This is a genomic window from Gluconacetobacter tumulisoli, assembly GCF_014174155.1.
Classification (GTDB): Bacteria; Pseudomonadota; Alphaproteobacteria; order Acetobacterales; family Acetobacteraceae; genus Gluconacetobacter; species Gluconacetobacter tumulisoli.
In genome coordinates this window covers 282,421-304,529 of record NZ_JABEQM010000003.1, presented here as the reverse complement: position 1 = coordinate 304,529, position 22,109 = coordinate 282,421, and the positions used below count along the sequence as shown (strand labels likewise).

19 protein-coding genes are annotated in these 22,109 nt (G+C 67.1%); 8 read left to right on the top strand and 11 right to left on the bottom strand.

Going from position 1 to position 22,109, the window contains the following annotated elements; genetic code table 11:
• Window positions 1–229 precede the first annotated feature (229 nt).
• The 4 genes from HLH28_RS05580 to HLH28_RS05565 form a co-directional block, all read right to left on the bottom strand.
• A complete protein-coding gene (locus HLH28_RS05580; RefSeq protein ID WP_182955682.1) occupies window positions 230–733 on the bottom strand; it encodes an HD domain-containing protein in 504 nt (167 codons plus the stop codon).
• A gap of 175 nt (window positions 734–908) precedes the next feature.
• Window positions 909–1,418: a RidA family protein gene (locus tag HLH28_RS05575; protein WP_182955678.1), complete on the bottom strand. Its 510-nt coding sequence runs from the start codon at window positions 1,416–1,418 to the stop codon at window positions 909–911.
• 4 nt (window positions 1,419–1,422) lie between these two features.
• Entirely contained in the window at window positions 1,423–1,842 is a 420-nt protein-coding gene (locus tag HLH28_RS05570) for a c-type cytochrome (RefSeq protein WP_182955675.1), read from the bottom strand.
• Window positions 1,842–3,443, bottom strand: a complete 1,602-nt coding sequence (locus tag HLH28_RS05565) for a flavin monoamine oxidase family protein (RefSeq protein WP_182955673.1) — start codon at window positions 3,441–3,443, stop codon at window positions 1,842–1,844. Before HLH28_RS05565 ends, HLH28_RS05570 begins: the two co-directional genes overlap by 1 nt.
• 346 nt (window positions 3,444–3,789) lie before the next feature.
• On the opposite strand from HLH28_RS05565, the gene HLH28_RS05560 reads away from it, so the two are divergent.
• Window positions 3,790–6,357, top strand: coding sequence for a TonB-dependent receptor plug domain-containing protein (locus HLH28_RS05560; protein WP_182955670.1), 2,568 nt, complete (start codon window positions 3,790–3,792; stop codon window positions 6,355–6,357).
• A 243-nt stretch (window positions 6,358–6,600) separates the two neighbouring features.
• Here the strand turns inward: HLH28_RS05560 and HLH28_RS05555 are convergent, their stop codons facing one another.
• A complete protein-coding gene (locus HLH28_RS05555; RefSeq protein ID WP_182955667.1) occupies window positions 6,601–8,034 on the bottom strand; it encodes a M20 family metallopeptidase in 1,434 nt (477 codons plus the stop codon).
• A 113-nt stretch (window positions 8,035–8,147) separates the two neighbouring features.
• Complete coding sequence (locus HLH28_RS05550; RefSeq protein WP_182955664.1) at window positions 8,148–9,446, bottom strand: MFS transporter; 1,299 nt, start codon at window positions 9,444–9,446, stop codon at window positions 8,148–8,150.
• Between the two features lie 78 nt (window positions 9,447–9,524).
• On the opposite strand from HLH28_RS05550, the gene HLH28_RS05545 reads away from it, so the two are divergent.
• Window positions 9,525–10,130, top strand: coding sequence for a TetR/AcrR family transcriptional regulator (locus HLH28_RS05545; RefSeq protein WP_338029664.1), 606 nt, complete (start codon window positions 9,525–9,527; stop codon window positions 10,128–10,130).
• A 22-nt stretch (window positions 10,131–10,152) separates the two neighbouring features.
• Here the strand turns inward: HLH28_RS05545 and HLH28_RS05540 are convergent, their stop codons facing one another.
• Window positions 10,153–10,917 (bottom strand): class I SAM-dependent methyltransferase, encoded by a 765-nt coding sequence (locus tag HLH28_RS05540; RefSeq protein WP_182955661.1) that lies wholly within the window; start codon window positions 10,915–10,917, stop codon window positions 10,153–10,155.
• Between the two features lie 106 nt (window positions 10,918–11,023).
• On the opposite strand from HLH28_RS05540, the gene HLH28_RS05535 reads away from it, so the two are divergent.
• Window positions 11,024–11,815 carry a helix-turn-helix transcriptional regulator gene (locus tag HLH28_RS05535; RefSeq protein ID WP_182955658.1) on the top strand — a complete coding sequence of 264 codons (792 nt, stop codon included), beginning with the start codon at window positions 11,024–11,026 and terminating at the stop codon, window positions 11,813–11,815.
• 3 nt (window positions 11,816–11,818) lie between these two features.
• Here the strand turns inward: HLH28_RS05535 and HLH28_RS05530 are convergent, their stop codons facing one another.
• Window positions 11,819–12,718, bottom strand: a complete 900-nt coding sequence (locus tag HLH28_RS05530) for a DMT family transporter (protein ID WP_182955655.1) — start codon at window positions 12,716–12,718, stop codon at window positions 11,819–11,821.
• Window positions 12,719–12,816: 98 nt separating this feature from the next.
• Here HLH28_RS05530 and HLH28_RS05525 point away from each other — a divergent pair, with 98 nt between their 5' ends.
• Entirely contained in the window at window positions 12,817–13,677 is an 861-nt protein-coding gene (locus HLH28_RS05525; protein WP_182955653.1) for a LysR substrate-binding domain-containing protein, read from the top strand.
• A gap of 199 nt (window positions 13,678–13,876) precedes the next feature.
• Here the strand turns inward: HLH28_RS05525 and HLH28_RS05520 are convergent, their stop codons facing one another.
• Window positions 13,877–14,680 carry an aldolase gene (locus HLH28_RS05520; RefSeq protein WP_182955650.1) on the bottom strand — a complete coding sequence of 268 codons (804 nt, stop codon included), beginning with the start codon at window positions 14,678–14,680 and terminating at the stop codon, window positions 13,877–13,879.
• A gap of 69 nt (window positions 14,681–14,749) precedes the next feature.
• On the opposite strand from HLH28_RS05520, the gene HLH28_RS05515 reads away from it, so the two are divergent.
• Window positions 14,750–16,204, top strand: coding sequence for an aspartate aminotransferase family protein (locus tag HLH28_RS05515; protein ID WP_338029663.1), 1,455 nt, complete (start codon window positions 14,750–14,752; stop codon window positions 16,202–16,204).
• The gene (locus HLH28_RS05510; RefSeq protein WP_182955648.1) at window positions 16,201–17,238 is read left to right on the top strand and encodes a C45 family autoproteolytic acyltransferase/hydolase; all 1,038 of its coding nucleotides are present in this window, start codon (window positions 16,201–16,203) and stop codon (window positions 17,236–17,238) included. The genes HLH28_RS05515 and HLH28_RS05510 overlap by 4 nt, the downstream gene beginning before the upstream one ends.
• A gap of 405 nt (window positions 17,239–17,643) precedes the next feature.
• Here HLH28_RS05510 and hutG read toward each other — a convergent pair whose 3' ends face one another.
• Window positions 17,644–18,453, bottom strand: coding sequence for an N-formylglutamate deformylase (hutG, locus tag HLH28_RS05505; RefSeq protein WP_182955645.1), 810 nt, complete (start codon window positions 18,451–18,453; stop codon window positions 17,644–17,646).
• Between the two features lie 60 nt (window positions 18,454–18,513).
• Complete coding sequence (locus HLH28_RS05500) at window positions 18,514–19,896, bottom strand: formimidoylglutamate deiminase (RefSeq protein ID WP_246395699.1); 1,383 nt, start codon at window positions 19,894–19,896, stop codon at window positions 18,514–18,516.
• 124 nt (window positions 19,897–20,020) lie between these two features.
• On the opposite strand from HLH28_RS05500, the gene hutI reads away from it, so the two are divergent.
• Both hutI and hutC read left to right on the top strand, forming a co-directional pair.
• On the top strand, window positions 20,021–21,277 hold the full coding sequence (gene hutI, locus HLH28_RS05495; protein ID WP_182955643.1) for an imidazolonepropionase: 1,257 nt from the start codon (window positions 20,021–20,023) through the stop codon (window positions 21,275–21,277).
• Window positions 21,278–21,311: 34 nt separating this feature from the next.
• Window positions 21,312–22,028: a histidine utilization repressor gene (gene hutC / locus HLH28_RS05490; protein WP_182955641.1), complete on the top strand. Its 717-nt coding sequence runs from the start codon at window positions 21,312–21,314 to the stop codon at window positions 22,026–22,028.
• Window positions 22,029–22,109: the final 81 nt, after the last annotated feature.

Genomic DNA, 22,109 nt, shown 5'->3' with positions numbered 1-22,109 from the left:
GACCAGCGGATAACCTGTGGGTGTGCACGTTCGATCGCGATCCTGCGAGAGGGACGAGCGATCCGGCTTGACGCTTTCATCTGTTTGCATGACGAGACCTCCCGTTGAGGATAGAAACGTCAACATCGTCCGGCGAAGAAAGTTGCGCATGTTCGATGGAACGTCGCCGTCACGCCTCCGGCACCGGCGGGAAGGCTCACCGCCGTGGTCATGCCATCAACATGGCCCGTCAGGCCACGACGAGCGCCGCCTGCATGTACAGCCCCGCGTCGCCCTTGCCCAGCACCCGCAGCAACTCCAGCTTTTCATGGAGATGATATTCCGCCTGTTCGGCTTCGTACCGGGCGATCAGCTCGGCATTGTCCATCAGGCTGGCGATGCTGATCGTCTGCGCCTCGGCCGACGCCCGGGCCAAATGGTCCCGATTCAGCCCCAGGCACAACGCCCGCGCGCCCTCCTCGGGGGGAATGACATCCGTGACCATGTCCACCAGGGTCGCGATCTCGGCGCCGAAGACGGCCTCGATTTCCGCCAGGGTGACGTTCGTATCCTCGACCACGTCATGCAGCCACGCCGCCGCCACGACTTCGTCGCGCGCGCCGGTGCTGGCAACCAGTTCGGCAACACGCCGCGGATGCACGATAAAGGGTTCGTTTGTATATTTCCGGCGCTGGCCGACACCGGCATGTGCCGCCGTCGCGAAGGCGGCAGCGCGCGAAACAAGATCCGTCACCCGACGGTCTCCCCGACGATTGTCCCGGCGCCTTAATGCATCACGCCTGCATAAGGTTGCTTGCCGCCCAACATAATTCGCTGTTCGCGATTGAATGTGCCGGGGTCGCCGATCGTTCGGCCCTGTCCGGCAGGATACGCCTGCCGGACAGGGCCGAAACCGCTCGCGGGGCGGATTACGGGGTGCGAACCGCCGTAACCTCGATTTCCACAAGCCAGCCCGGGTTCGCCAGGTGCGCGACCTCGAACGCCGAGCGGGTCGGCAGGTTGGGCTGCGACGGCGTGCCGAAGAACTGGGTATAGGCCTTCATCATGCCCGCGAAATCGATCTTCCCCAGCTTGGGATCGGCCACCATGTAGATATGCATCTGCACGACGTCGCCCAGGGTCAGTTTCAGCTTCGCCAGTTCGCCCTGGATGCGCACCAGCGACGCACGGACCTGGGTTTCGGTGTCGCCATAGGCGGCCAGCGTATTGGGCTTGGCCGACTTGTCGGCCGGGGGGGCGCCCATGCCGCTCAGATAGATGGTGGTGGCCCCGGGGGGCACCTCGATCGCCGTGGCGATGGGAAAATGGCTCGCCGGATCGGAATGGCGCACGACCCCTTCGGCCCGGGCCGACGACAACGCCGCCGTGCCCAGAAGCACCGCCAGGGCGGTCATGCGTACGGTCTTCAACGTCGTCATGTTCTTATTCCTGTTCCGGGGTGATGGTCGGACGCTGCGCGGCGACGTCCTCGGGCTTGAGGGTGTCGGTGTAGTGATTGCCGAAATGAGTGCGGATATGGTTCACCACGTCCGCTACCTGTGCATCCGTCAGCAGCCCGGCGAAGGACGGCATGCCGCCGAACCCGTTCAGGATGACGTAGGCAGGATAATCCGGGCTGGCCAGCTTGGCGTTGCCGGCCAGGGCGGGAAAGCGCGCCCCCGATCCCATCGCGCCACGGCCGTCGGGCATGTGGCAGCCCTGGCAGACGTGCTGGTAGACTGCCGCCCCGTCGGCAAGCGGCTGCAGATGGCCGGCGACGGCGCTGGCGCTGTCCGCGCGGGCCTGCGTGGCAAGGGTCGTGCCGGCGACGAGTCCGGCGAGCAGAAGGAAAGCGGGACGCATCAGGCAGCTCCCAGCGCGCGTTTGTGCAGACGGGTGACGGCGTCGAGCGAGGACAGGATCGCACCTTCCTGCCAGCAGCCGATATAAGAGGCATGTTCGCCGGCCAGGACGATGCGGTTGTCCACAGCGCACAACGTCTTGTAGTGCGTCTTGCGGCTCTGCTCGGTCCACATCGAGCAGCATCCCAGCGTCCAGGGCATCCGGCTCCAGGACACGGCCACGCCGTTGCGGAATTCCTTGCGATAGTTCGGATGGATCACCGACCCCTGCGTCAGGCCGTGCTCGATTCGCTCGGCCGGAGTCATGCCCGCGAAATCGTAGGCGGCGGGACCGAACATGTAGCCGCCCAGTAGGACCGCCGGCCCCCGCGAGAAATAGCCGTGGCTGGGATAGGAGATCTGGCTGATCGGCTGGTCGGTGAAGCTGATGCCGCCATAGATCTGGTCGTCTTCCTCCCAGAACCGGCGGTTGAACTCCATGCCCAGCTTGACGGACGAGGCATAGGGCACGGCGGCGATCGCGGCCTTCAGCGGGCCGCTGACCTGGATATCCAGCTGCGACAGCACCGACAGGGGAATGGTGCAGACGCAATAATCCGCGCTTTCCTGACGGACGGCGCCGCCATTGGCCATGTCGTTATACGTGACCTGAACGCCATGATCGTCCTGGTGGATGGACGATACCTTGCAGTTCAGGGTGATCAGGTCATGGACCTGACGGGTGAAGCCCTTGCCGATCTGGTCCATGCCCCCCACGGGCTGGAACATGGTCGTCTGCATGTCCAGCCGTTCATGGAACGCCAGCCATTGCCACAGGCCGGACCGCATCACCTCGTCGCGGGCGAACAGGTCCGAGGGGATCGGCGCGCCGTCGACGCCGCCGCCCTGCGGCTTGGCGAAACCCCGGCGCAGCGAACTGACGATGCCCTTGCGGTACGCACCGTCGGCCTCCAGCCCGGCCCAGCCGCGCATCGCCGCCGCGACATGCGCGCGCTCGTCGGCCGAGACGGCGTCATCCAGCCTGTGCTGGTTGATGGCCTTGGACAGCAGCTCCGCCGTGTAACCCATGAAGTCGCTGGCATAGTCGCGATAGCGGACCGGCTTGCCGCCGAAATTGTCCGACGAATGCAACCACGAATTGTGGTTCAGCTCGACGAACGGTTCCAGCTCCACGCCGAACTCGCGACAATAATGCAACAATCCCTGGTGGTGATAGGGAATGCGCCACGGACCCGGATTGATGTAGTTGCCAGGGGCGAACTGAACCTTCTGGGTGGCGCCGCCCAGTTCCGTCAGCGTGTCGCCTCCGCGCAACGAAATGTTGCGGCCGCCGCTGCGATTCTGGAATTCGAGGATCCGGACCTGATAGCCGGCCTTGCGCAGTTCGTAGGCGGCCAGCATGCCGGCCAGGCCGGCGCCGAGCACCAGCACCCGCGTGCCGCGCTTCGCCCCCGTCAGGGCCGGCGCGCCGCGAAAATCGGTGCCGGCCGCATGGCCGAGGCTGGTCATCGCCTGATAGAGGGCCGCGCTGCCGCCCATGATACCGATTCGGGTCAGCATCTGGCGGCGCGTGGCCGCCGGACGCTGGAAAGCGTTTGTCATCAAGCTTCCCCAGGATGAAGTGACGCAGGTCGAATGGCGATCCGTGCGAGAGGAACGGTAGTTACAGGGAGATGTCGCGCCGGAGCAATCATCCGATCACAGGATCGTAATGGTTTTTTCCCTCGCGGCCCATTCCGCCGGCCCCCCGATGGCCCGAACGGCCATCATATATCTGCGTCTATCTGCGTCCGGGAGAACCGTCCCCAGGTGGTCCACCACACCTACTGTCATCAAAATGCAACAGATCGAGACGAAAGCGTCACGGTCCCCAATTCGTCTATTACCGGAACGTTACGACCCAACTAAGGTTACGAGGGTTTTATCAAATCATGAACGGGTCATCTATATGAGCTTACGACGACGCCTTGTTGCCGCAACCATGATTTCGGCCATCGGTTGCCTCGGCACCGCGGGCGCCCGCGCGGCAACGGTCCCCCACAAGACCACGCGCCATGCGTCGAAGCCCGCCGCCGCCGTCGCACAGAAGGCCCCAGCGGCCACCATGGCCGCGCCCGCCAGTCCTGCCGTCGTTCCGGCAGTTGCCCCGGTCGTCCCCGCTTATCGCGCGCCGCCGGCCGACGCGGGCGAGGCCGTGATCGTCACCGGCACGCACGCGTTCCATCGCCGCGCCCGCGATTCCACGGCGCCCATCAGCATCCTGACCGCCCAGACCCTGATGCGCTCGGGCCAGGTCAACCTGGCCGACGCCATCGTGCGCACCGATCCGTCCATCACGACCCAGGCCATGGGCGCCGACGCGGGGGCGCTGACCTCCTCGATCCGCATGCGCGGCCTGAACCCGAACGAGGTGCTGGTGCTCGTCGACGGCAAGCGCCGCCACACCACCGCCAACATCTATGCCGACCAGGGACCGCAGCAGGGCTCCACCCCGGTCGATCTGAACATGATCCCGGCCAATGCGATCGACCATATCGAGGTCCTGCGTGATGGCGCGGCGGCCATGTATGGTTCGGATGCGATCGCCGGCGTGGTCAACATCATTCTCAAGAAGACCGCCCACGGCCTCAACATCAGCGGCCAGACCGGCGCGAACGCCTATAACGGCGATGGCTGGCAGGAACAGGTCGGCATCGACGGCGGCTTCAGCTTCGGCGACGACGGCTATGTCCATATCAGCGGGCAGCAGATGCACGCCGACCACATGGTCCCGTACTCGGCCGACGTGCGTACGATCCAGGGGAACCCGGAGTACAAGGGGTACGTGGTGCCTCATGATTCCAACAAGATCATGAGCACGCCCGAGGAAACGCGCGAAAATCTGAGCATCGAATTCGGCAAGACGCTGACCGAAGGCGTGCAGGGCTACGGCCTGATCACCTACGCCCATCGTCATTCCGAAGCGTATGAGAATTACCGCCTGCCGAACGTGGCGCCCTCCATCTGGCCGGCCGGTTTCTCGCCGCTCGAGACGATCGACGAGAATGATTATGCGGCGACCCTCGGCCTCAAGGGCGACAATTTCTTCGGCTTCGGCTGGGATCTGAGCACCACCTACGGCGCGGACGACGATTCGATCGGCAACAAGAACACTGCCAACCCGAATATGATCGCGCAGGAGGGCTGGTCGCCGAACAAGGCGAATGCCGAATCCTACACGCTGATGCAGTGGACCAACAATCTGGACATGCGGCGTAATTTCAACATCGGTCATGTCGTGCCGATGACGCTGGCATTCGGCGCGGAACACCGGCTCGAGCAATATACCATCCTTCCCGGCAACCCGGCCTCGTACATGTACGGCGGCACCCAGGGTTATGCGGGTCTGATGCCGGAAAACTCGGGCAAGTGGGGCCGCGACGTCTGGGCGGGCTATCTGGACGGCGACTTCCATCCCCTGAAGCACTGGGACCTCGATTTCGCCGGCCGGTTCGAGCATTACACCGATTTCGGCAACACCGAGAACGGCAAGGTCTCGACCCGCTACGACATCACGAAGCGCATCGCGATCCGCGCCACCATCAGCAACGGCTTCCGCGCGCCCACCCTGCCGGAAGAGCATTTCAGCGCGTTGAACGTGTCGCCGACCGGGGCCACCGGGCTGCTGGCCACCGAAGGCGCCGCCGCCAAGGCCCTGGGCGCACAGCCGCTGAAGCCGGAACGTTCGACCAGCGTCGAAGGCGGGTTCGTCCTCGAACCGGTGGACGGCTTCCATATTTCGGCTGACGTGTATCAGATCAATATCCGTGACCGTATTTTCGGCGGCGGCACCGCGAACGGTTCGGAGGCGATCGACGCGATCGCGATGACGGGCGCGACCCTGCCCGCGGGCATCACTTCCGCCGACGTGTCGGCCAACTATTTCGCCAATGTCGGCAGCACCCGCACGCAGGGCCTGGACATCATGGGGGATTATATCTTCCATCTGAACCAGTACGGAACCCTGGACACCAGCCTGGCGCTGAACCTCAACCGTACGCGCATGACGCACATCAACAATGCCTCGGATGGCAGTTCCTATATGAACGACCAGACGATCGGGTATCTGACCACGGGTTCGCCGCGCAGCAAGATCATCCTGAACGCGTACTACACCGTCGGGAACTGGGACGTGAATATCCGCGAGACCCGGTACGGCGAAACCACGTCGATGATGCAGTTCCAGGACCAGACGCCGGCCAACCTGACCTGCCCGGACGGCTCGCCGATGCAGTATTCCATCACGTGCTTCCAGCAGTTCAAGAACACGCCGGTCTGGATGACCGACCTGGAAATCGGCTATCGCCTCAACCGGCACTGGCATTTTGCTGTGGGCGGCAACAACCTCTTCAACCAGCGCCCGCGCATGCTCACGCCCTACACCAACTATCTGGGCGCCAACCAGTACGACCAGAACTCCTCGAGCATCCCCATCACGGGCGGCTATTACTACGGCCGTATCAACGCCTCCTTCTAACTCCCGACATCCGGGACAGATCCACGGGCGGATCGTCTATCGGTCCGCCTGACCATGGATTACCCGGACTGCCTGCAAACCCCGCCAGAGATGGCGGGGTTTGTTTTTTTGAAGGGACGTGCTGTCGGCCCCTTCCGACCCGGACTATTTGGCCGGGTCGCATGGATCCCCCAGGCGACTACAAGGCAGGTCGCTTTATCCGGCTTCCCTCGCGCGCCCTTCGGCTGATCGGGGGCCACCGATTCACTCGGCGGCCTGATCCGGGTAAAGGACCGGGGGCTGGACCTCCGGCGGGATCGGGCTGACATACGGCCGCTGCCGCAGCTTCGCGGCATGGTCCTGCTTCGCACGCTCCAGCAGGGCCGGGTCCGACAACAGGTCGGTCGCGGTCGCTGCCATGATCTTGGCGACATGGACCATGCCCTTGTGGGCCAGCGCGGACGTGCCCTGCGCCGTCATCTGCCAGGAATGAAGTGCCGTACCGATGGCGCAGGTCGCCCCCAGCGCCTGAACGGTCGGCACCGTCCAACTGACGTCGCCGACATCGGTCGATCCCAGGATCACCGGGCCGGCCGCCGTCGGATAGGGCAGGATCATGTCGCACAACGCCGTATCGCGATCGACCGGCAGGCCCACCTGCCGGAAGGCCGAGGCGATGTCCTGTTCGGTAAAGGTCGCCTGCATCTCGCGCGCGAAGGCCTGGTCGGCAGCATCGAAGGGCGGCGGCCCCAGACGTTCGAGGTTGGCCTGCATCGCGGCCTCCAGCGGCGGATTGCCCAGCAAATTCGCCATGCCGCTGATAACCGCGCAGGTGACAGTGGTTTCCGTCATCATCGCGGCCCCCTCGGCCACCCGGCGCACGCGCTCGGCCAGCGCCAGCATGTCCTCCAGTTCCGCTGCCCGAACGGTATATCGGATGACGGTTCGGGCCTGCACCACGTTCGGCGCGACACCGCCCGCATCCTGATAGGCATAATGGATGCGTGAAGTCGGCAGCATATGTTCGCGCAGGTAATTGACGCCGATATTCATCAGCTCCGCCGCATCCAGCGCCGACCGGCCCAGGTGCGGGGCGGCGGCGGCATGTGCGGCACGGCCGGTGAAGGTGAAATCCAGCCGCACATTGGCCAGCGCCGCCGGCGGAAAGATGGTGGCGAAACAGAACGGATGCCAGGAAATCGCGGCGTCGACATCATCGAACACCCCGGCGCGGACCATGAATCCCTTGCCCGCGCCACCCTCCTCGGCCGGGCAGCCGTAATAGCGGACGCGGCCCGGCGTCCCGGTGGCGGCCAGCCAGTTCTTGACCGCCGTCGCGGCCAGCAGCGATGCGGAGCCCAGCAGATTATGCCCGCACGCATGGCCGTTTCCGTCGCCCGGCAAGGGACGGTGTTCGGTGATGCCGGCCTGCTGGCTCAGGCCCGGCAGGGCGTCATATTCGCCCAGGATGGCGATGACCGGACCGCCCTCCCCAGCCTCGCCCATGATCGCCGTCGGCAGGCCGGCGACGTCGCGGGTCACGCGGAAGCCCTCATTCTCCAGCGTCGCGCCATGCAGGGCGACCGACCGGAATTCGCCGAAATTCAGTTCCGGGACCGCCCAGACCGCATCGCTGAGCGCGATAAGCGGGTCCTTCCGTGCCTCGACGAAATCCCATATTTCATTGCTGTTGCGCATCGCCTGCCCCGGATCTGAAGACGTGGTGTTCCCACCCTGTTTTCATCCCGGGCGGCGTGGAAGATCAAGCCGTGGATACGCGCCCCAGGCCATCACGGCCGGAGTGAGCGCATTCAGGTCGCAGCCGAGGCCGGCTCGCCCCCGCCGGCGGGAACGCGCCTGCCGATCCCCATCGCCAGCAGCGCCGCGACCAGGCCCGTCAGCCCGGCCATGATCAGCATCTGTTCATAGGTTCCCGTCCGTTCCCGCAGCATCCCGGCAATATAGGCGGCGCAGGCGGCACCGACCTGGTGGCCGAAGAAGACCCAGCCGAACACGATGGGGGCCAGGCGTTCGCCGAATGCCGCGTTGGTCAGGCGCAATGTCGGGGGCACCGTAGCAATCCAATCCAGACCGTAGAACACGCCGAACACCATCAGGGCGGTCGGTGAAAAATCGCAGAATGGCAGGAAGATCAGCGAGACCCCGCGCAGCCCGTAATAAACGCACAGCAGCCGGCGCGCATCGAACCGGTCGGTCAGCCAGCCCGACAGGGTCGTGCCCACCAGGTCGAACAGCCCCATGGTGGCCAGCAGCCCCGCCGCCGGGACCTCGGCGATGCCGTGATCGGCGCAGATGGCGATGAAATGCGTGCCGATCAGCCCGTTGGTGGTGAAGCCGCAGACGAAGAACGTCAGGAACAGCAGCCAGAAATCCAGGCGCCCCGCCGCCCATGCCAGGGTGCCCAGCGCCACCGCCACCGGATGGCCATGTGCCGGCGCCGGCGGGACGTAGCCCGGCCCGGCGCCGTAGGGCACCAGGCCGCGATCGGCCGGCCGTTCCGGCAGCAGCGCCGCCACCAGCGGGATCAGCACCACGCATGCGGCGCAGACCGCCATCACCACGGCCTGCCATCCCCGGTTCTGGGCCAGTGCCGCCAGCAGCGGCAGGAACAGCAGCGAACCGGTGGCCGTGCTGGCCGCCAGGATGCCCATCATCAGACCCCGGCGCGCGACGAACCAGCGATTGACCACCGTCGCCCCCAGAACCATCGCGACCGACCCGGTCCCCAATCCGGTCAGCACACCCCAGGTGGCAAAGAACTGCCACGGCCGGGTCATCCACAGCGACGCGCCCGTGGCGGCCGCCATCACCGCCAGCGCGCCCAGCAGGGTCCGCCGGATGCCGACCCCCTGCATCAGCGCCGCCGAGAACGGCCCCATCAGCCCGTACAGGAAAATCCCGACCGCCGCCGAAAACGAGATATCCTCGCGCGTCCAGCCCAGCGCATGCTGCAACGGCATCATCAGCACACCGGGCGTGGCCCGCAGCGCCGCCGACATCAGCAACGCGACGAACGTGACCGCCAATACGACGAAGACGTAGCGGGGATGGGCGGGAACATCCCTGCCCGCGGGAGAGGATATGCGCATGTGGCCGACCGATGGGTTATTGTGCTATAAATAGATACGTACCGTTCAGTAACATTGTCAATCGCGAGCTTGCCGATCGTGTCCTCTGGAACCGAGTCCCCTGCCCCGCCACGCCGCCGTGCGGCGGAGAAAATCCGCGATGCCGCGCGTGACCTGTTCTACAGCCACGGCATCCGCGCCGTAGGCGTGGACGAGATCGTGCAGAACGCCGGGGTGACGAAGCCCAGCCTCTATCGGGCCTTCGGCTCGAAGGACGACCTGGCCGCCGCCTATCTGTGCGATTACCAGGAGGAATTCTGGCGGCGCTTCGAAATGACGGCCGACCGCCACCCGGACAATGTCCGTGCCCAGGTCCTGGATTATTTCAGCGGCCTGGCCGACCGTGCGTCGCGGGCGGAGTATCGCGGCTGCGGCCTGACCAACGCGGTGGTGGAATATCCCGACCGGGCCCATCCCGTCCGCCAGGTGGCCGGCAGCCTGAAGGAGGAAGTCCGGCAGCGCCTGACCGTCATGTCCCAGGCCATGAACGCGCGCGACCCCGCCCTGCTGGCCGACGGCCTGCTTCTGCTGATGGAAGGGACCTACATCGCCGCCCAGATCTTCGGGCCCGGTGGGCCGGCCGGCAATGTCGCCATCCTTGCCCGACAGGTCATCGACGCCAATTGTCCACCCGACCAGGACTGACTTCCCCCGGGATATCGGACATTCAGGCAGGCGCGACCGTTATCGTGACGGTGTCGAGCGTGAAGCTGCCATCGTTTTCGACCGCGAAGGCCGCGCGCACGGTCGCCGGGGCCTCGATTTGCAGGGACCGGATGGCGGCTGCCCGTTCGGCCGGGGTGCGGGTCCGGGCGATCCAGTCGGCGAACTCCATCCGCAGCCGGTGCGATGTCATCCGCCGCACCGCGAACCCGGCCCGCCCCAGCACCGCGATCCATTCCGCCACGCGATAATCGCGCACGTGCGACGGGTCCCGCAGCAGTTCCATCGTCTGCAACCAGCTGTCGCACAGCGGGTCCGCCGGGGCAACGACGTCGGCGAAGACGGCGATGCCGCCCGACGCCAGCACCCGACGCGCCTCACGCATTCCGGCCTCCATGTCGGACCAGTGATGGGCAGTGAACCGGCACAGCACGGCGTCGAACGCACCGTCCGCGAACGGCAGGGATTCGGCCGCCGCGCGGCGCGTCACGATATTGTCCAGGCCGCGCTGTCGCGCGGTGTGCGCCACGACCTCCAGCATTTCCGGGGTGACGTCGCAGGCCACGACCTCATCAACGTGCGGGGCAGCGCGATAGGCGACATGACCGCCGCCGCACCCCAGATCCAGGACGCGGCGCAAGTCCCGGCCCGCGACCACCCGCTCGATCTCGTCCAGATCCGCGCCGGCGCCGTGGACCGCGCTGCTGACATAGTTGGCCGCGCGCGCACCGTAATGGCGCGCCGCGAAATGATCCTGTTCGTCTGCCATATGTCCATCCCCCTATCGGCCGCCCCTTCGGGCCGGTAACGGCAAGGTGCCCGGTTCCGAACACGGGTATAAGATGTCAATTTATCCTGGTATAAAACATGCCACCATGCCGATTCCCCCTGACCAGCGGCCGATCCTCGGCGCCTTCCTGCGGGCCCGGCGCGAGGCGTTGCCACCCGAACGGGCCGGTTTGATACGCGCCTCCGTCCGCCGGCGCACCCCCGGCCTGCGGCGCGAGGAAGTGGCGCATCTCTGCGGCATCAGCACCACCTGGTACACCTGGGCGGAACAGGGACGCGACATCGCCCTGTCTGCCGCGACGCTCGGCCGCCTGGCCGATGCGTTGCACCTGTCGCCGGCCGAACGTGCCTATCTGTTCGAACTCACGCGCCAGAAGGACCCGCGTCCCCCCGGGGCAGCGGAGGCAGGATCCCTGCCGGCCGAGCTGGGCCGCCTGCCCGACCTGATGGACGCACCCGCCTATCTTCTGGACCGGCTATGGTGCGTGCGGGCTGCGAATGCCCGGGCACGTCATCTGTTCGCCGGCTGGTTGTCGGGGCCGGAGCCAAACCTGCTGCGCTACGTCTTCCTCGACCCCGCTGCCCGAACGTTCCTGCAGGATTGGGATGACCGCGCGCGCCGGATCCTGGCCGAATTCCGCGCCGATACGGCGCGTCTGGCTGACGACCCGGCCCTGGAGCGCGTCATTGCGGCCTTGCTGCGGAACAGTCCCGATTTCGCGCGGTTCTGGACCGGACATGCGGTGCTGTCGCGCACGGGCGGCCCGCGACGGTTCATGCACCCGCAGGATGGCCCGCTGGTCCACGACCAGATCACGCTGATTCCTGCCGGCCATCCGGACTACAAGCTGGTGATGCTGCCGCCCTGCGACGGGTAAATTCTATCCGGCGCGGGAATAGCCGCGCGGCCATCCCACCCGCCAGCCCAGCCGCGACCCCAGCGTCGCCACCGCGATCACCAGCGCGCCGGTGATCTGCGCCGCCGTCAGCCGATGGCCGTAGACCATCCAGTCGCTCAGGATCGCCACCAGGGGATAGATGAAGGACAGCGTAGCGATCGCCGAGGTCGTCAGCCGGGAATAGGACGCATACATCAGCACGTAGCACAGGCCGGTATGAATCGCCCCCAGCCCCAGCAGCCACCCCCAGGATGCGGCGGCCGGCATCGGATGGGACAGGTCGACCAGCGGCGCCAGCAGCACGATGCCGGTCGCGGTCTGCCAGAACACGGTGATTTCCGGCCGCTGATGCCCCATGCCCTTGGAAATCAGGGTCGTCATCGCATACAGCATCGCCGCCACCAGGGTGATCGCGGTGCCGGCCGCCCAGCCCGCCTCCCCATGTCCCCCGGACGACAGCAGGCCGCTGGCCAGCACCACGCCGCCGAACGCGGCCAGCATCCAGACCAGCTGGTCACGGGTAATCGCCTCACCCAGGAACAGGCGTCCCGCCAGCACCACGAAGAATGGCGAGGCGTTATAGACGATCGTGGCCGTCGCGATCGACGTCAGGCGATAGGCGGTGAACAGCGTGATCCAGTTCAGGACCACCAGCACCCCGCACAGGATCGCCATCCCTACGCCCCGCCAGGCCAGATCACGGAAATAGCCGCGAAACAGGCACCACGCCCCCATGAACGCCGCGCCGAACACACACCGCCAGAACACGACGTCGATCGGGCCGAGCCCGCTCTGCACCACGAACACGCCGATGGTGCCGGAGAGCAGCATGGCGAAGGCCAGCTTCAGTGCGGGATGACCGTGATGGTCGCGAAGGATCATGACGAAAACCTGTCGTGGCGGACGGCCGCACAGTGGACGGCTTCTTCCGTTCAATCAAACGAATAGAACTGAACGCTGCCATCCGTTATGCTGATGGCATGTCTCATCCGCTCGATCTTGATCTTCTCCGCAGTTTCGTGACCGTCGTGGAATGTCGCAGCCTGTCGGCGGCCGCCCCACGGATCGGACGCAGCCAGTCCGCCGTCAGCATGCAGATCCAGCGGCTGGAGGAAAGCGTTGGGCGGCCGCTGCTGGTCCGCCATCCCCGTTCCGTCGTCCCCACGCCGGCCGGCGCGGATTTCCTGGTCCAGGCACGGCGGTTGCTGCATGTATCGGACGAGGTCTGGGCCAGCGTGACCCAGCCCGAGGAACGCGGTTGCGTCCGGCTGGGCGTCCCGGACGATTATGCGGGTTTCCTGCTGCCCCCCATCCTGTCGCATGTCGCGGCGCATCATCCCCTGGTCACCGTCGAGCTGGTCTGCGAACCATCGGTGCGGCTGGTGCCGGCCATCGCGGCCGGGCGGATCGACCTGGCGATCGTCACCCGCCTGCCCGAACAACCCTATCCGGTCCTGCGACGCGAACCGCTGGTCTGGGTGGCATCCCGCGCGCATGAAGCCTGGACGCGCAATCCTCTGCCGGTCGCGCTGTTCGAACCCGGATGCGCCGCGCGGTCGGGCGTGCTGCAGGCGCTAGGCGAGGCCGGCCGCCCCTATCGCTGCGCCTGCTTCAGTGCGGGCCTGCCGGGGCTGGTCGCCGCCGTTCAGGCCGGCCTCGCGGTCGCGGCCCTCGCGCGATGCAGCGTGCCGCCGTCCGTCGACATCATCGGCGAGGCCGAGGCCCTGCCGCCACTGGACCATCTGGAATTCAGCCTGCTGCGCAGCCACGCGGCCACGGGTGCCGCGGTGGAATGCATGGATGATTTCCTACGTGCCAACCTGGCGCTGATCGCCCTCTAGCCGTCCGTCTGAATCCGGTCCGGCGCGCGAAAGCGCCCTGAAAAAGCATGTATCTGTCGTGGGTTTCCCGCATCGAAGCGGTGCGGCCTCATGAGCCGTCCACCGCGCAGCGCAGGGAGTGCGCATCGGATCGCCGTCGGACCGGGTTTCCAAACGGCCCCAGCCAAACGCCCCCCAGACGGTGTTCCGCGCCGCATTCTCACGACCGGTAGGACGGATCCTCGGCGTCCAGAACGCGCCGCACCGATGCAAGGTGCAGCCGCGCGGAATCCGGGTCCCCCTCGCGCATCTGACGCACCGTCGCCTCGGCGATCGCAGGGTCGACGGGCAGCAGGGGTCGTCCGGTCGCCATGGCCAGGCACTGCACCTGGCAGGCCCGTTCCAGATAATACAAATCGTCCCAGGCCTCGGCGATCGTCGGGCCCAGCACCATCACGCCGTGATGCCGCATGAAGACGATGTCAGCCGCGCCGATGGCCGCCGCGATGCGATCGCCTTCTGCCGCGTCCAGCGCCAGCCCGTTATACTGTCGATCCACCGCGACGCGGCCATAGAATTTCAGGGCGGTCTGCCCGGCGAACAGCAGGGGATCCCCTTCGGTCATCGTCAGGGCGGTGGCGTAGGGCATGTGGGTGTGCAACGCCACCCGCGCACGCGGCACCTGGTGATGGATACGGGCATGGATATGAAACGCCGTCGCCTCGGGCTGGCCCGCACCGGCGACGACATTGCCGTCGAAATCGCAAATCAGGAGGCTGGAGGCCGTGAGTTCGCGAAAGGCATAGCCATGGGGATTGACGATGAACAGATCGTCATACCCCGGAACAAGGGCCGAGAAATGGTTGCAGATCCCTTCTTCCAGCCCCAGGCGGGCCGCCATGCGGAAGCACGCGGCCAGATCGGCCCGCGCCTGCCATACGATCTCGGCCTCCAGATCCGGCCGGTTATGGCCGGCCGATGGGCCGGAGGAACCATCCCCGTGGGGAAGGAGCGGATGGGCCATATATCGTACCTCATGCCTCGGGACGGCGGGTTCGGCCGTCGGACCGATTGTTGCACAACCGGATGAAGCGTGCCAAGAATCGGCCATGCCCACCCCGTCCCCGGTGCTGCGCCGAATGACCGCATTCGCCGGCGGCTTGCCAACGCGATGGCCGACCATGACCCGTTTCCTGCCTCGCGGGCGCGCCGCATGACCCGCCTGCTGTATCGCACGACGCGCGCCACCCTGCCCGTCGCCGTCGGCGGACAGGGAATCGAACTGATCGACAGCGAAGGACGGCGCTATATCGACGCCTCGGGCGGGGCCGCCGTTTCCTGCCTTGGTCACCAGCATCCCGACGTGCTGGCCGCGCTGCATGCGCAGCTCGACCGCCTGGCCTATGCCCATACCGGGTTCTTCACTTCGGAACCGGCCGAGCAACTGGCCGAACGGCTGATCGCGGACGCCCCGCCGGGTCTGGATCGCGTCTATCTGGTCAGCGGCGGGTCCGAGGCGATCGAAGCCGCCGTGAAAATGGCCCGCCAGTATATGGTGGAGACCGGGCAGCCACAGCGCCGCCACGTCATCGCCAGGCGGCAGAGCTATCACGGCAACACGCTGGGCGCACTGGCCGCCGGGGGCAATGCGGGCCGCCGCGCGGCCTTCCAGCCGCTGCTGATCGACACCCATCATATCGATCCCTGCTACGCCTATCGCCTGCGCGAACCCGGCGAGAGCGACGCGGCCTACGCCGCGCGCGCCGCCCAGGCGCTGGAAGATCGGATCCTGGAACTCGGCCCCGACCAGGTCATGGCCTTCGTCGCCGAAACCGTCGTCGGCGCGACGGCCGGCGCGGTTCCCCCCGTCGGGGATTACCTGAAACGCATCCGCGAGATCTGCGACCGGTACGGCGTGCTGCTGATCCTGGACGAGGTCATGTGCGGCATGGGCCGGTGCGGCACGCTGCATGCCTGCGAGCAGGACGGCGTGTCGCCCGACCTGATGACGATCGCCAAGGGGCTGGGCGGCGGGTACCAGCCGATCGGCGCGGTCCTGCTGTCGGGCCGGATCTTCGATGCGTTCGCCGGCGGGTCCGGCGCATTCATGCATGGCCACACCTATATGGGCCACCCGATGGCCGCGGCCGCCGGCCTGGCGGTTCAGGATATCCTTCGTCGCGACGGGCTGCTGGCCAACGTGGCGGCGATGGGCGAGACCCTGCAGCAACGCCTGGTCGAACGGCTGGGCGACAGCCGGCATGTCGGCGACATCCGGGGACGCGGCCTGTTCCGCGCGGTCGAACTGGTGGCCGACCGCGCGACCCGCGCACCCTTCGACCCGTCCCTGAAACTGCATGCCCGCATCAAGCAGGAGGCGATGGCGCGCGGCCTGATGGTCTATCCATCCGGCGGCACGATGGACGGAACGCGCGGCGACCATGTGCTGCTGGCCCCGCCCTTCATCGTCACGCCCGACGATATCGACAGCATCGTCGACCGGCTGGGCGCCGCCATCGACGCGGCGCTGGCCACACTGCCGTCATGACGGCGACCCATGCCGCGCTGCGGGCGCTGACGGTCCGCGGAAGCCCTTACGACATCGGCGCGGGAATGGGCCGGTTCGGGCGGGACATCGTGCATGCCCACCTGATCCGCACCACCGGCTGGACGCATGTGACCGCCTATCGCGACGACCAGCGCGTCAGGCACATGCGCGATCAGGTGGAGCGGCTGTTCCCCCGCCAGTTCGCCGAATTGCAGGGCATGGCCCACGGGCTGGACGTGCCGTTCGCCGACCTGTTCGCCTGGAACTGTCGCGGCGACATCTGGGCGATGGCGCCGGAAGGCTGCACGACCGTGATGCTGCCCGGCCCGCCGATCACCATCGCGCATAACGAGGACGGAGATCCTGCCTTCCGGGGACATTGCGCCTGGGTGCGGGTGGAACCGGCGGACGGGATCGCCTTTTCGTCGTTCCTCTATCCGGCCTCGCTGCCCGGACATGCCTTCGCGCTGAATGATGCCGGGCTGGTCGTGACGGTGAACAATATCCGCTTCCGGGCCGTCGCCACGGGCGTGCCCCGCATGGTACTGGCGCGGGCGATGCTGGATTGCACCGGCCTGGACCAGGCCATCGACCTGCTGCGCCATGCGGAACGGGCGGGCGGCTATCATCTGGCGATGGCCCAGGCGGGCGATCCGCGATTGGTGAGCATCGAATTCTCGGCCCATGGCTGCTCCGTCCAGCCTGTCACGGCGCCGGCGGTCCATGCCAACCACGCCATCCATCCCGACGACCGTCACATCCCGCAAATCGTCACCGATTCCTCGGCCAGTCGGCAGTCGCGAGGGGACGATCTGGTAAAATCCGGCCTGGCGGCACGCGATCCGCTGGCGGTGTTGCGCGACCGGGCCGGTCCGGGCCTGCCGATCCGCCGCGACGACCCCGCCGACCCGGACGAGGAAAATACGCTGGCCACCGTCCAGTTCATGGTAACGGAGGACGGGGTCGCAGGGCAGATCCACGACACCATGTCCGGCCCCGCCCGCTTCATCTTCGACATGCCGCGACGGGCATAGGGACAGGACCGCCTGTCGCCGTATACCGGCCTCAACGAGTCGGGGATCGACCTGCCGCACAGCGTCGAATATTTCCTGTCTCCGTTCGCCGAGCAGGGGCCTGGTGCCGCATATCACGCTGCGCAGCCCGTCGCAGGAAACCGTTCGGTCCTTCGTCAGAGAAAGGCTGCTGGGCTATTCCGTGCTGACCGCCCGGCCGGCCATCCCAATCTGCCAGAATGGGCGGCGGATCGCGTTTCGTCCCTGCACGGCGTGACGCCGCAGCACATCTGCCTGGCCTTGCCGGACGGCAGCGGCCAGGGCTTGCTGGCGGAAAGGCTGGTCCCGCTGGTCCGCGACATCGCCCGTGGGGCCGACGCCCCGGATACCCGCGTCACAGGCCGCAGAGGGTGACGGACTGCGCGATTATGCCGAACCCTCGGGCCGCCAGGCGATGACGATGTCCAGGAAGCCGTCGATGACCGAACGCAGCCGTGCCTCTTTCGCCGGATCGGCCGGCCATGGGGCATCCTCGCTGGCCAGGTAGGCGCTCTGCGCGATTTCCAGCTGGATGGCGTGGATATGCCCGGACGGCTGCCCGTAGTGGCGGGTCGTGTATCCGCCCTGGAACCGCCCATTCAGCACATGGGTGTAACCCGTCAGGCCTGCGGCATGACGAATCAGCCGGTCGGTCAGTCCCGCGTCGCACGACCGGCCGCCATGGGTGCCCAGATTCAGGTCGGGCAGCACGCCCTCGAACAGACGCGGACATTCGGACCGGATGGAATGCCCGTCCCACAGCACGGCCCAGCCCCAGATATCGCGCAGACGCGCCAGTTCCGCCGTCACCGCGTCATGGTACGGGGCCCAGAACAGGCGGGTTCGTTCCGCCAGGGACGCAGCGTCGGGTTCCTGGCCGGGAACGTAGAGGGGATCACCGTCGAAGGACAGCAGCGGCGCCAGCCCCGTGCTGGGCCGGCCGGGATAGAGCGCCGCATCGTCCGCGCCGCGATTGAGGTCGACGACATAGCGGGAATAGTTCGCCCGCAGCACCCCCGCCCCGCGCGTCAGCGCGCCGGCATACAGACGGTCCACGTACCAGTCGGTATCGGGCAGCATCCGGCCGCGCGGGGTCAACCGCGCCTCCATCCCCGCCGGCAGGGCGGTTCCGGTGTGCGGCAGGGTCACCAGCACGGGCGAACTGCCCGGCGTGAACGAAAAGACGGGTGCGGTCATCGATGCTTCATCCCTTGTCATGATCCCTTGTCATGTCCCGCCGTGGCCTCTCCCTGACGGTCAGTCCGCCAGCACGGCCGTCACGGTGGTGCGAAACGCCTGTGTCAGCCGGTCATGATCCGCGTGCCGGCCGTCGCGCACACGCCAGGCGCCGGCGCACATCACGTCGCGCACCGGCAGGCGCGGGCTGGCGAACAGCGCCGCGTCCAGGATCGCGTCCCCTTTCAGTCCGGGCAATGGCAGGCGATCGGCATCCAGCACGCACAGATCGGCGCGTGCGCCCGGCGCCAGCCCCCATGCCGGAAGCCCACACGCCTGCGCCCCGCCCTGCAGCGCCGCGCGATAAAGATACCCGCCGACCGATCCCGTCCGTCCCGACGGCAGGGACACGCAACGCTGCTGCCGGCCCAGCCGCTGGCCATATTCCAGCAGGCGCAGTTCCTCGCCCGGGCTGATCAGGACATTGCTGTCGGTACCGATGCCGAACCGGCCCCCCGCATCCAGGAAATCGCGCAACGGAAACAGGCCGTCCCCCAGGTCGGCCTCGGTGATCGGGCACAGGCCCGCCACCGCGCCGGACGCGGCCATCCGCGCGGTTTCATCCGCGTCGAGATGGGTGGCATGCACCAGGCACCACCGCGCATCGACTGGAATTTCGTCCATCAGGAACGCCACCGGCCGGCGTCCGGTGGCAGACAGGCTGTCGGCGACCTCGCGCTGCTGTTCGGCCACATGGATGTGGATCGGCCCGTCATGCCCGGGTTCGGCCAGCGCGCGGCGCATGGCGTCGGCCGTCACCGCGCGCAGCGAATGGAAACCCAGCCCCACCGTCACCAGCGGATCGCCCGCCGATGCGCGCCGCAGGTCGGCGGCGATGGCGCCGATCATCTCGACATCGGTGGCGAAGCGCCGCTGGTCGGATTGCAGCGGTGCCGCGTTGAAGCCCGCCTGCGCATAGAGGGTCGGCAGGATGGTGATCCCCATTCCCACCCCCTGCGCCGCCGCCAGCAGGCGCAGCGACATCTCCGCCTTCCGGTCGTAGGGCGTGCCGTCCGGCGCATGGTGCAGATAATGGAATTCGGCGACCTGCGTGTACCCGGCGCACAACATTTCCATATACAGAAATGCCGCGACGATTTCCATCTGGTCGGGCGACAGCCGCAGCGCCAGGCGGTACATCAGCGTACGCCACGTCCAGAACGTGTCGGTGGGATTCTGGCGCGTTTCCGTCATCCCGGCCATGGCGCGCTGAAAGGCATGGGAATGCAGGCTGGGCATCGGCGGGATCACGATGTCGGTCCGCCAGTCCGCGCCTTTCGGGTCGCCCCCGGGCTCGACCACTGCAATGCGCCCGGCGTCCGTCACGATACGGACATTGTCGTGCCAGCCGCCGGGCAGCAGCGCCTGCCCGGCAAACCCTACCGTCGTCCGATCCATTGTCATCGAAATCGACCCGCCCCGCCTGCCATGTCCGTTATCCGTTTCGGATGGATGCCAGATATGCCATAGACGTATATACATATCTGAACATGTTTCAACGCCCGACCGAATCGTAAGGACAACGATAATGTGGGACACGCTGTGGATCGACATGCATCTGGCCACGATGGTCGCGCGGCCGGACGATGCGTACGGGCGGATCGCGGATGGTGCCATCGCGGCGCAGGACGGACGGATCGTCTGGGTCGGTCCGCGCGACGCCCTGCCCGGCCGGCCGCAGGACCTGGCGCGCGACGTCATCGGTTGCGACGGCGCATGGGCGACGCCGGGACTGGTCGATCCGCACACGCACATCGTCTATGCCGGCGACCGCAGCGGCGAGTTCGAGGAACGGCTGAATGGCGTATCCTATGAAGCCATCGCCCGGCGCGGCGGGGGAATCCTGTCCACGGTGCAGGCGACGCGCAACGCCAGCGCCGACGAATTGCTGTCCCTGGCGCTGGATCGCACGCGGCGCCTGATCGCAGGCGGGGTCACGACGGTCGAAATCAAGTCCGGCTACGGCCTGACCCTGGATGACGAGTTGAAGCAGCTGCGGGTGGCCCGCGCGGTGGCGCGGCATTTGCCGGTGCGCGTGCATACGACCTTCCTGGGCGCGCATGCCGTGCCGCCGGAATTCGCCGGCCGGCGGGAGGCCTATGTCGACCATCTGCTGGACACCGTCCTTCCGGCCGTCGCGGCCGAGGGGCTGGCCGACAGCATCGACGCCTTCTGCGAAGGGATCGCCTTCCAGCCCGACGAAGTCGCCCGCCTGTTCGACGCCGCCCAGGCGCTGGGCCTGCCGGTGCGGCTGCACGCTGACCAGCTGTCCGACCTGGGCGGCGCCGCGCTGGCCGCGCGCTACCGCGCGTTGTCGGCCGACCATGTGGAATATGCCAGCGAGGACGGCGTCCGCGCCATGGCTGCCGCCGGGACGGTGGCGATGCTGCTGCCCGGCGCGTTCTATTTCGTGCGGGAAAAGACCGTGCCGCCGGTCGAGCTGTTCCGCCGCCATGGGGTGCCGATGGGCCTGGCCACGGACTGCAATCCCGGTACCTCGCCGGCGCTGGACCTGACGACGATGATGAACATGGCCTGCACCCTGTTCCGGATGACGCCGGCCGAGGCCCTGGCCGGCGTCACGCATGTGGGTGCCCGGGCGCTGGGCCTGCAGGACGAGGCCGGACGCCTGGCCGCCGGCCTGTCGGCCGACATCGCATTCTGGCCGGTCGGCGGCCCGCACGAACTGTCCTACTGGATCGGAGGCGTGCGTCCGCTGGGCCGGGTGTTCCAGGGCCGGCCCGACGCGGCGCCTGCGCTCGCAAACCGGCATGGGCCGGTCTAATCAGACCGGCGCCGAATTTCAGGAGAGACGCCCCATGTCCGACACCATCCGCCCGCCGACCCGGTACGGACAGGTCAAGCAATATATCCTGGACCGGATCCAGAGCGGCGAATGGGAGGTCGGGTGCCGGCTGCCGTCCGAAAGCGCGTTCGTCGAGACGCTGGGCGTATCGCGCATGACGGTCCATCGCGCGCTGCGAGAACTGACCAGCGAGGGCGTGGTGACGCGGGCGCAGGGCGTGGGCACGTTCGTCTCCGCCCCCTCGACCGGGGCGGAACTGCTGGAGCTGCGCGATATCGCCGACGATATCGTCGCCAGCGGCCATATCCATCGATCGCGCATCGTCTCCCTGGACACGATCCGCGCGGACATGGATCTGGCGATCGCCTTCGACCAGCGGCCGGGGACGCGGCTGTTCCATTCCGTCATCGTCCATTACGAGGACGATATCCCCCTGCAGGTCGAGGAACGCTTCGTCTCTCCGCATTTCGCGCCGGACTATCTAGACCAGGATTTCTCGATCGCCCATCCGCACCGGCACCTGTACCGCATCGCCGGTCCGGAGGAGGTCGAGCACGTGGTCTTCGCCATCACGCCCACCGCGCACATCTGCGACCTGCTGGAACTGGATGCGCCCGAGGCCTGCCTGCAACTGGTGCGCCGGACCTGGGTGGACAGCCGCGTCGTGATGAAGGGCATCTTCACCTATCCCGGCAGCCGCTACAGCCTTGGTGGACGCTACCGCCCCTGAGACGGGCTTGAAATCCGCCCTTTCGGGGATCGCCTGTCGGGGATCCGGCGCGCCTTTCCCGCGCTTCGCGGCGGGCGGCCT

Excerpts from the sequence above, each read along its gene's own strand:
- HLH28_RS05525 (WP_182955653.1), top strand. The coding sequence starts at position 12,817 with ATGTCTCATCCGCTCGATCTTGATCTTCTCCGCAGTTTCGTGACCGTC.
- HLH28_RS05540 (WP_182955661.1), bottom strand. The coding sequence starts at position 10,917 with ATGGCAGACGAACAGGATCATTTCGCGGCGCGCCATTACGGTGCGCGC.
- hutC (WP_182955641.1), top strand. The coding sequence starts at position 21,312 with ATGTCCGACACCATCCGCCCGCCGACCCGGTACGGACAGGTCAAGCAA.
- HLH28_RS05575 (WP_182955678.1), bottom strand. The coding sequence starts at position 1,418 with ATGACGACGTTGAAGACCGTACGCATGACCGCCCTGGCGGTGCTTCTG.
- hutI (WP_182955643.1), top strand. The coding sequence starts at position 20,021 with ATGTGGGACACGCTGTGGATCGACATGCATCTGGCCACGATGGTCGCG.
- HLH28_RS05565 (WP_182955673.1), bottom strand. The coding sequence starts at position 3,443 with ATGACAAACGCTTTCCAGCGTCCGGCGGCCACGCGCCGCCAGATGCTG.
- HLH28_RS05570 (WP_182955675.1), bottom strand. The coding sequence starts at position 1,842 with ATGCGTCCCGCTTTCCTTCTGCTCGCCGGACTCGTCGCCGGCACGACC.
- HLH28_RS05550 (WP_182955664.1), bottom strand. The coding sequence starts at position 9,446 with ATGCGCATATCCTCTCCCGCGGGCAGGGATGTTCCCGCCCATCCCCGC.
- HLH28_RS05520 (WP_182955650.1), bottom strand. The coding sequence starts at position 14,680 with ATGGCCCATCCGCTCCTTCCCCACGGGGATGGTTCCTCCGGCCCATCG.
- HLH28_RS05555 (WP_182955667.1), bottom strand. The coding sequence starts at position 8,034 with ATGCGCAACAGCAATGAAATATGGGATTTCGTCGAGGCACGGAAGGAC.
- HLH28_RS05500 (WP_246395699.1), bottom strand. The coding sequence starts at position 19,896 with ATGACAATGGATCGGACGACGGTAGGGTTTGCCGGGCAGGCGCTGCTG.
- HLH28_RS05530 (WP_182955655.1), bottom strand. The coding sequence starts at position 12,718 with ATGATCCTTCGCGACCATCACGGTCATCCCGCACTGAAGCTGGCCTTC.
- HLH28_RS05535 (WP_182955658.1), top strand. The coding sequence starts at position 11,024 with ATGCCGATTCCCCCTGACCAGCGGCCGATCCTCGGCGCCTTCCTGCGG.
- hutG (WP_182955645.1), bottom strand. The coding sequence starts at position 18,453 with ATGACCGCACCCGTCTTTTCGTTCACGCCGGGCAGTTCGCCCGTGCTG.
- HLH28_RS05510 (WP_182955648.1), top strand. The coding sequence starts at position 16,201 with ATGACGGCGACCCATGCCGCGCTGCGGGCGCTGACGGTCCGCGGAAGC.
- HLH28_RS05560 (WP_182955670.1), top strand. The coding sequence starts at position 3,790 with ATGAGCTTACGACGACGCCTTGTTGCCGCAACCATGATTTCGGCCATC.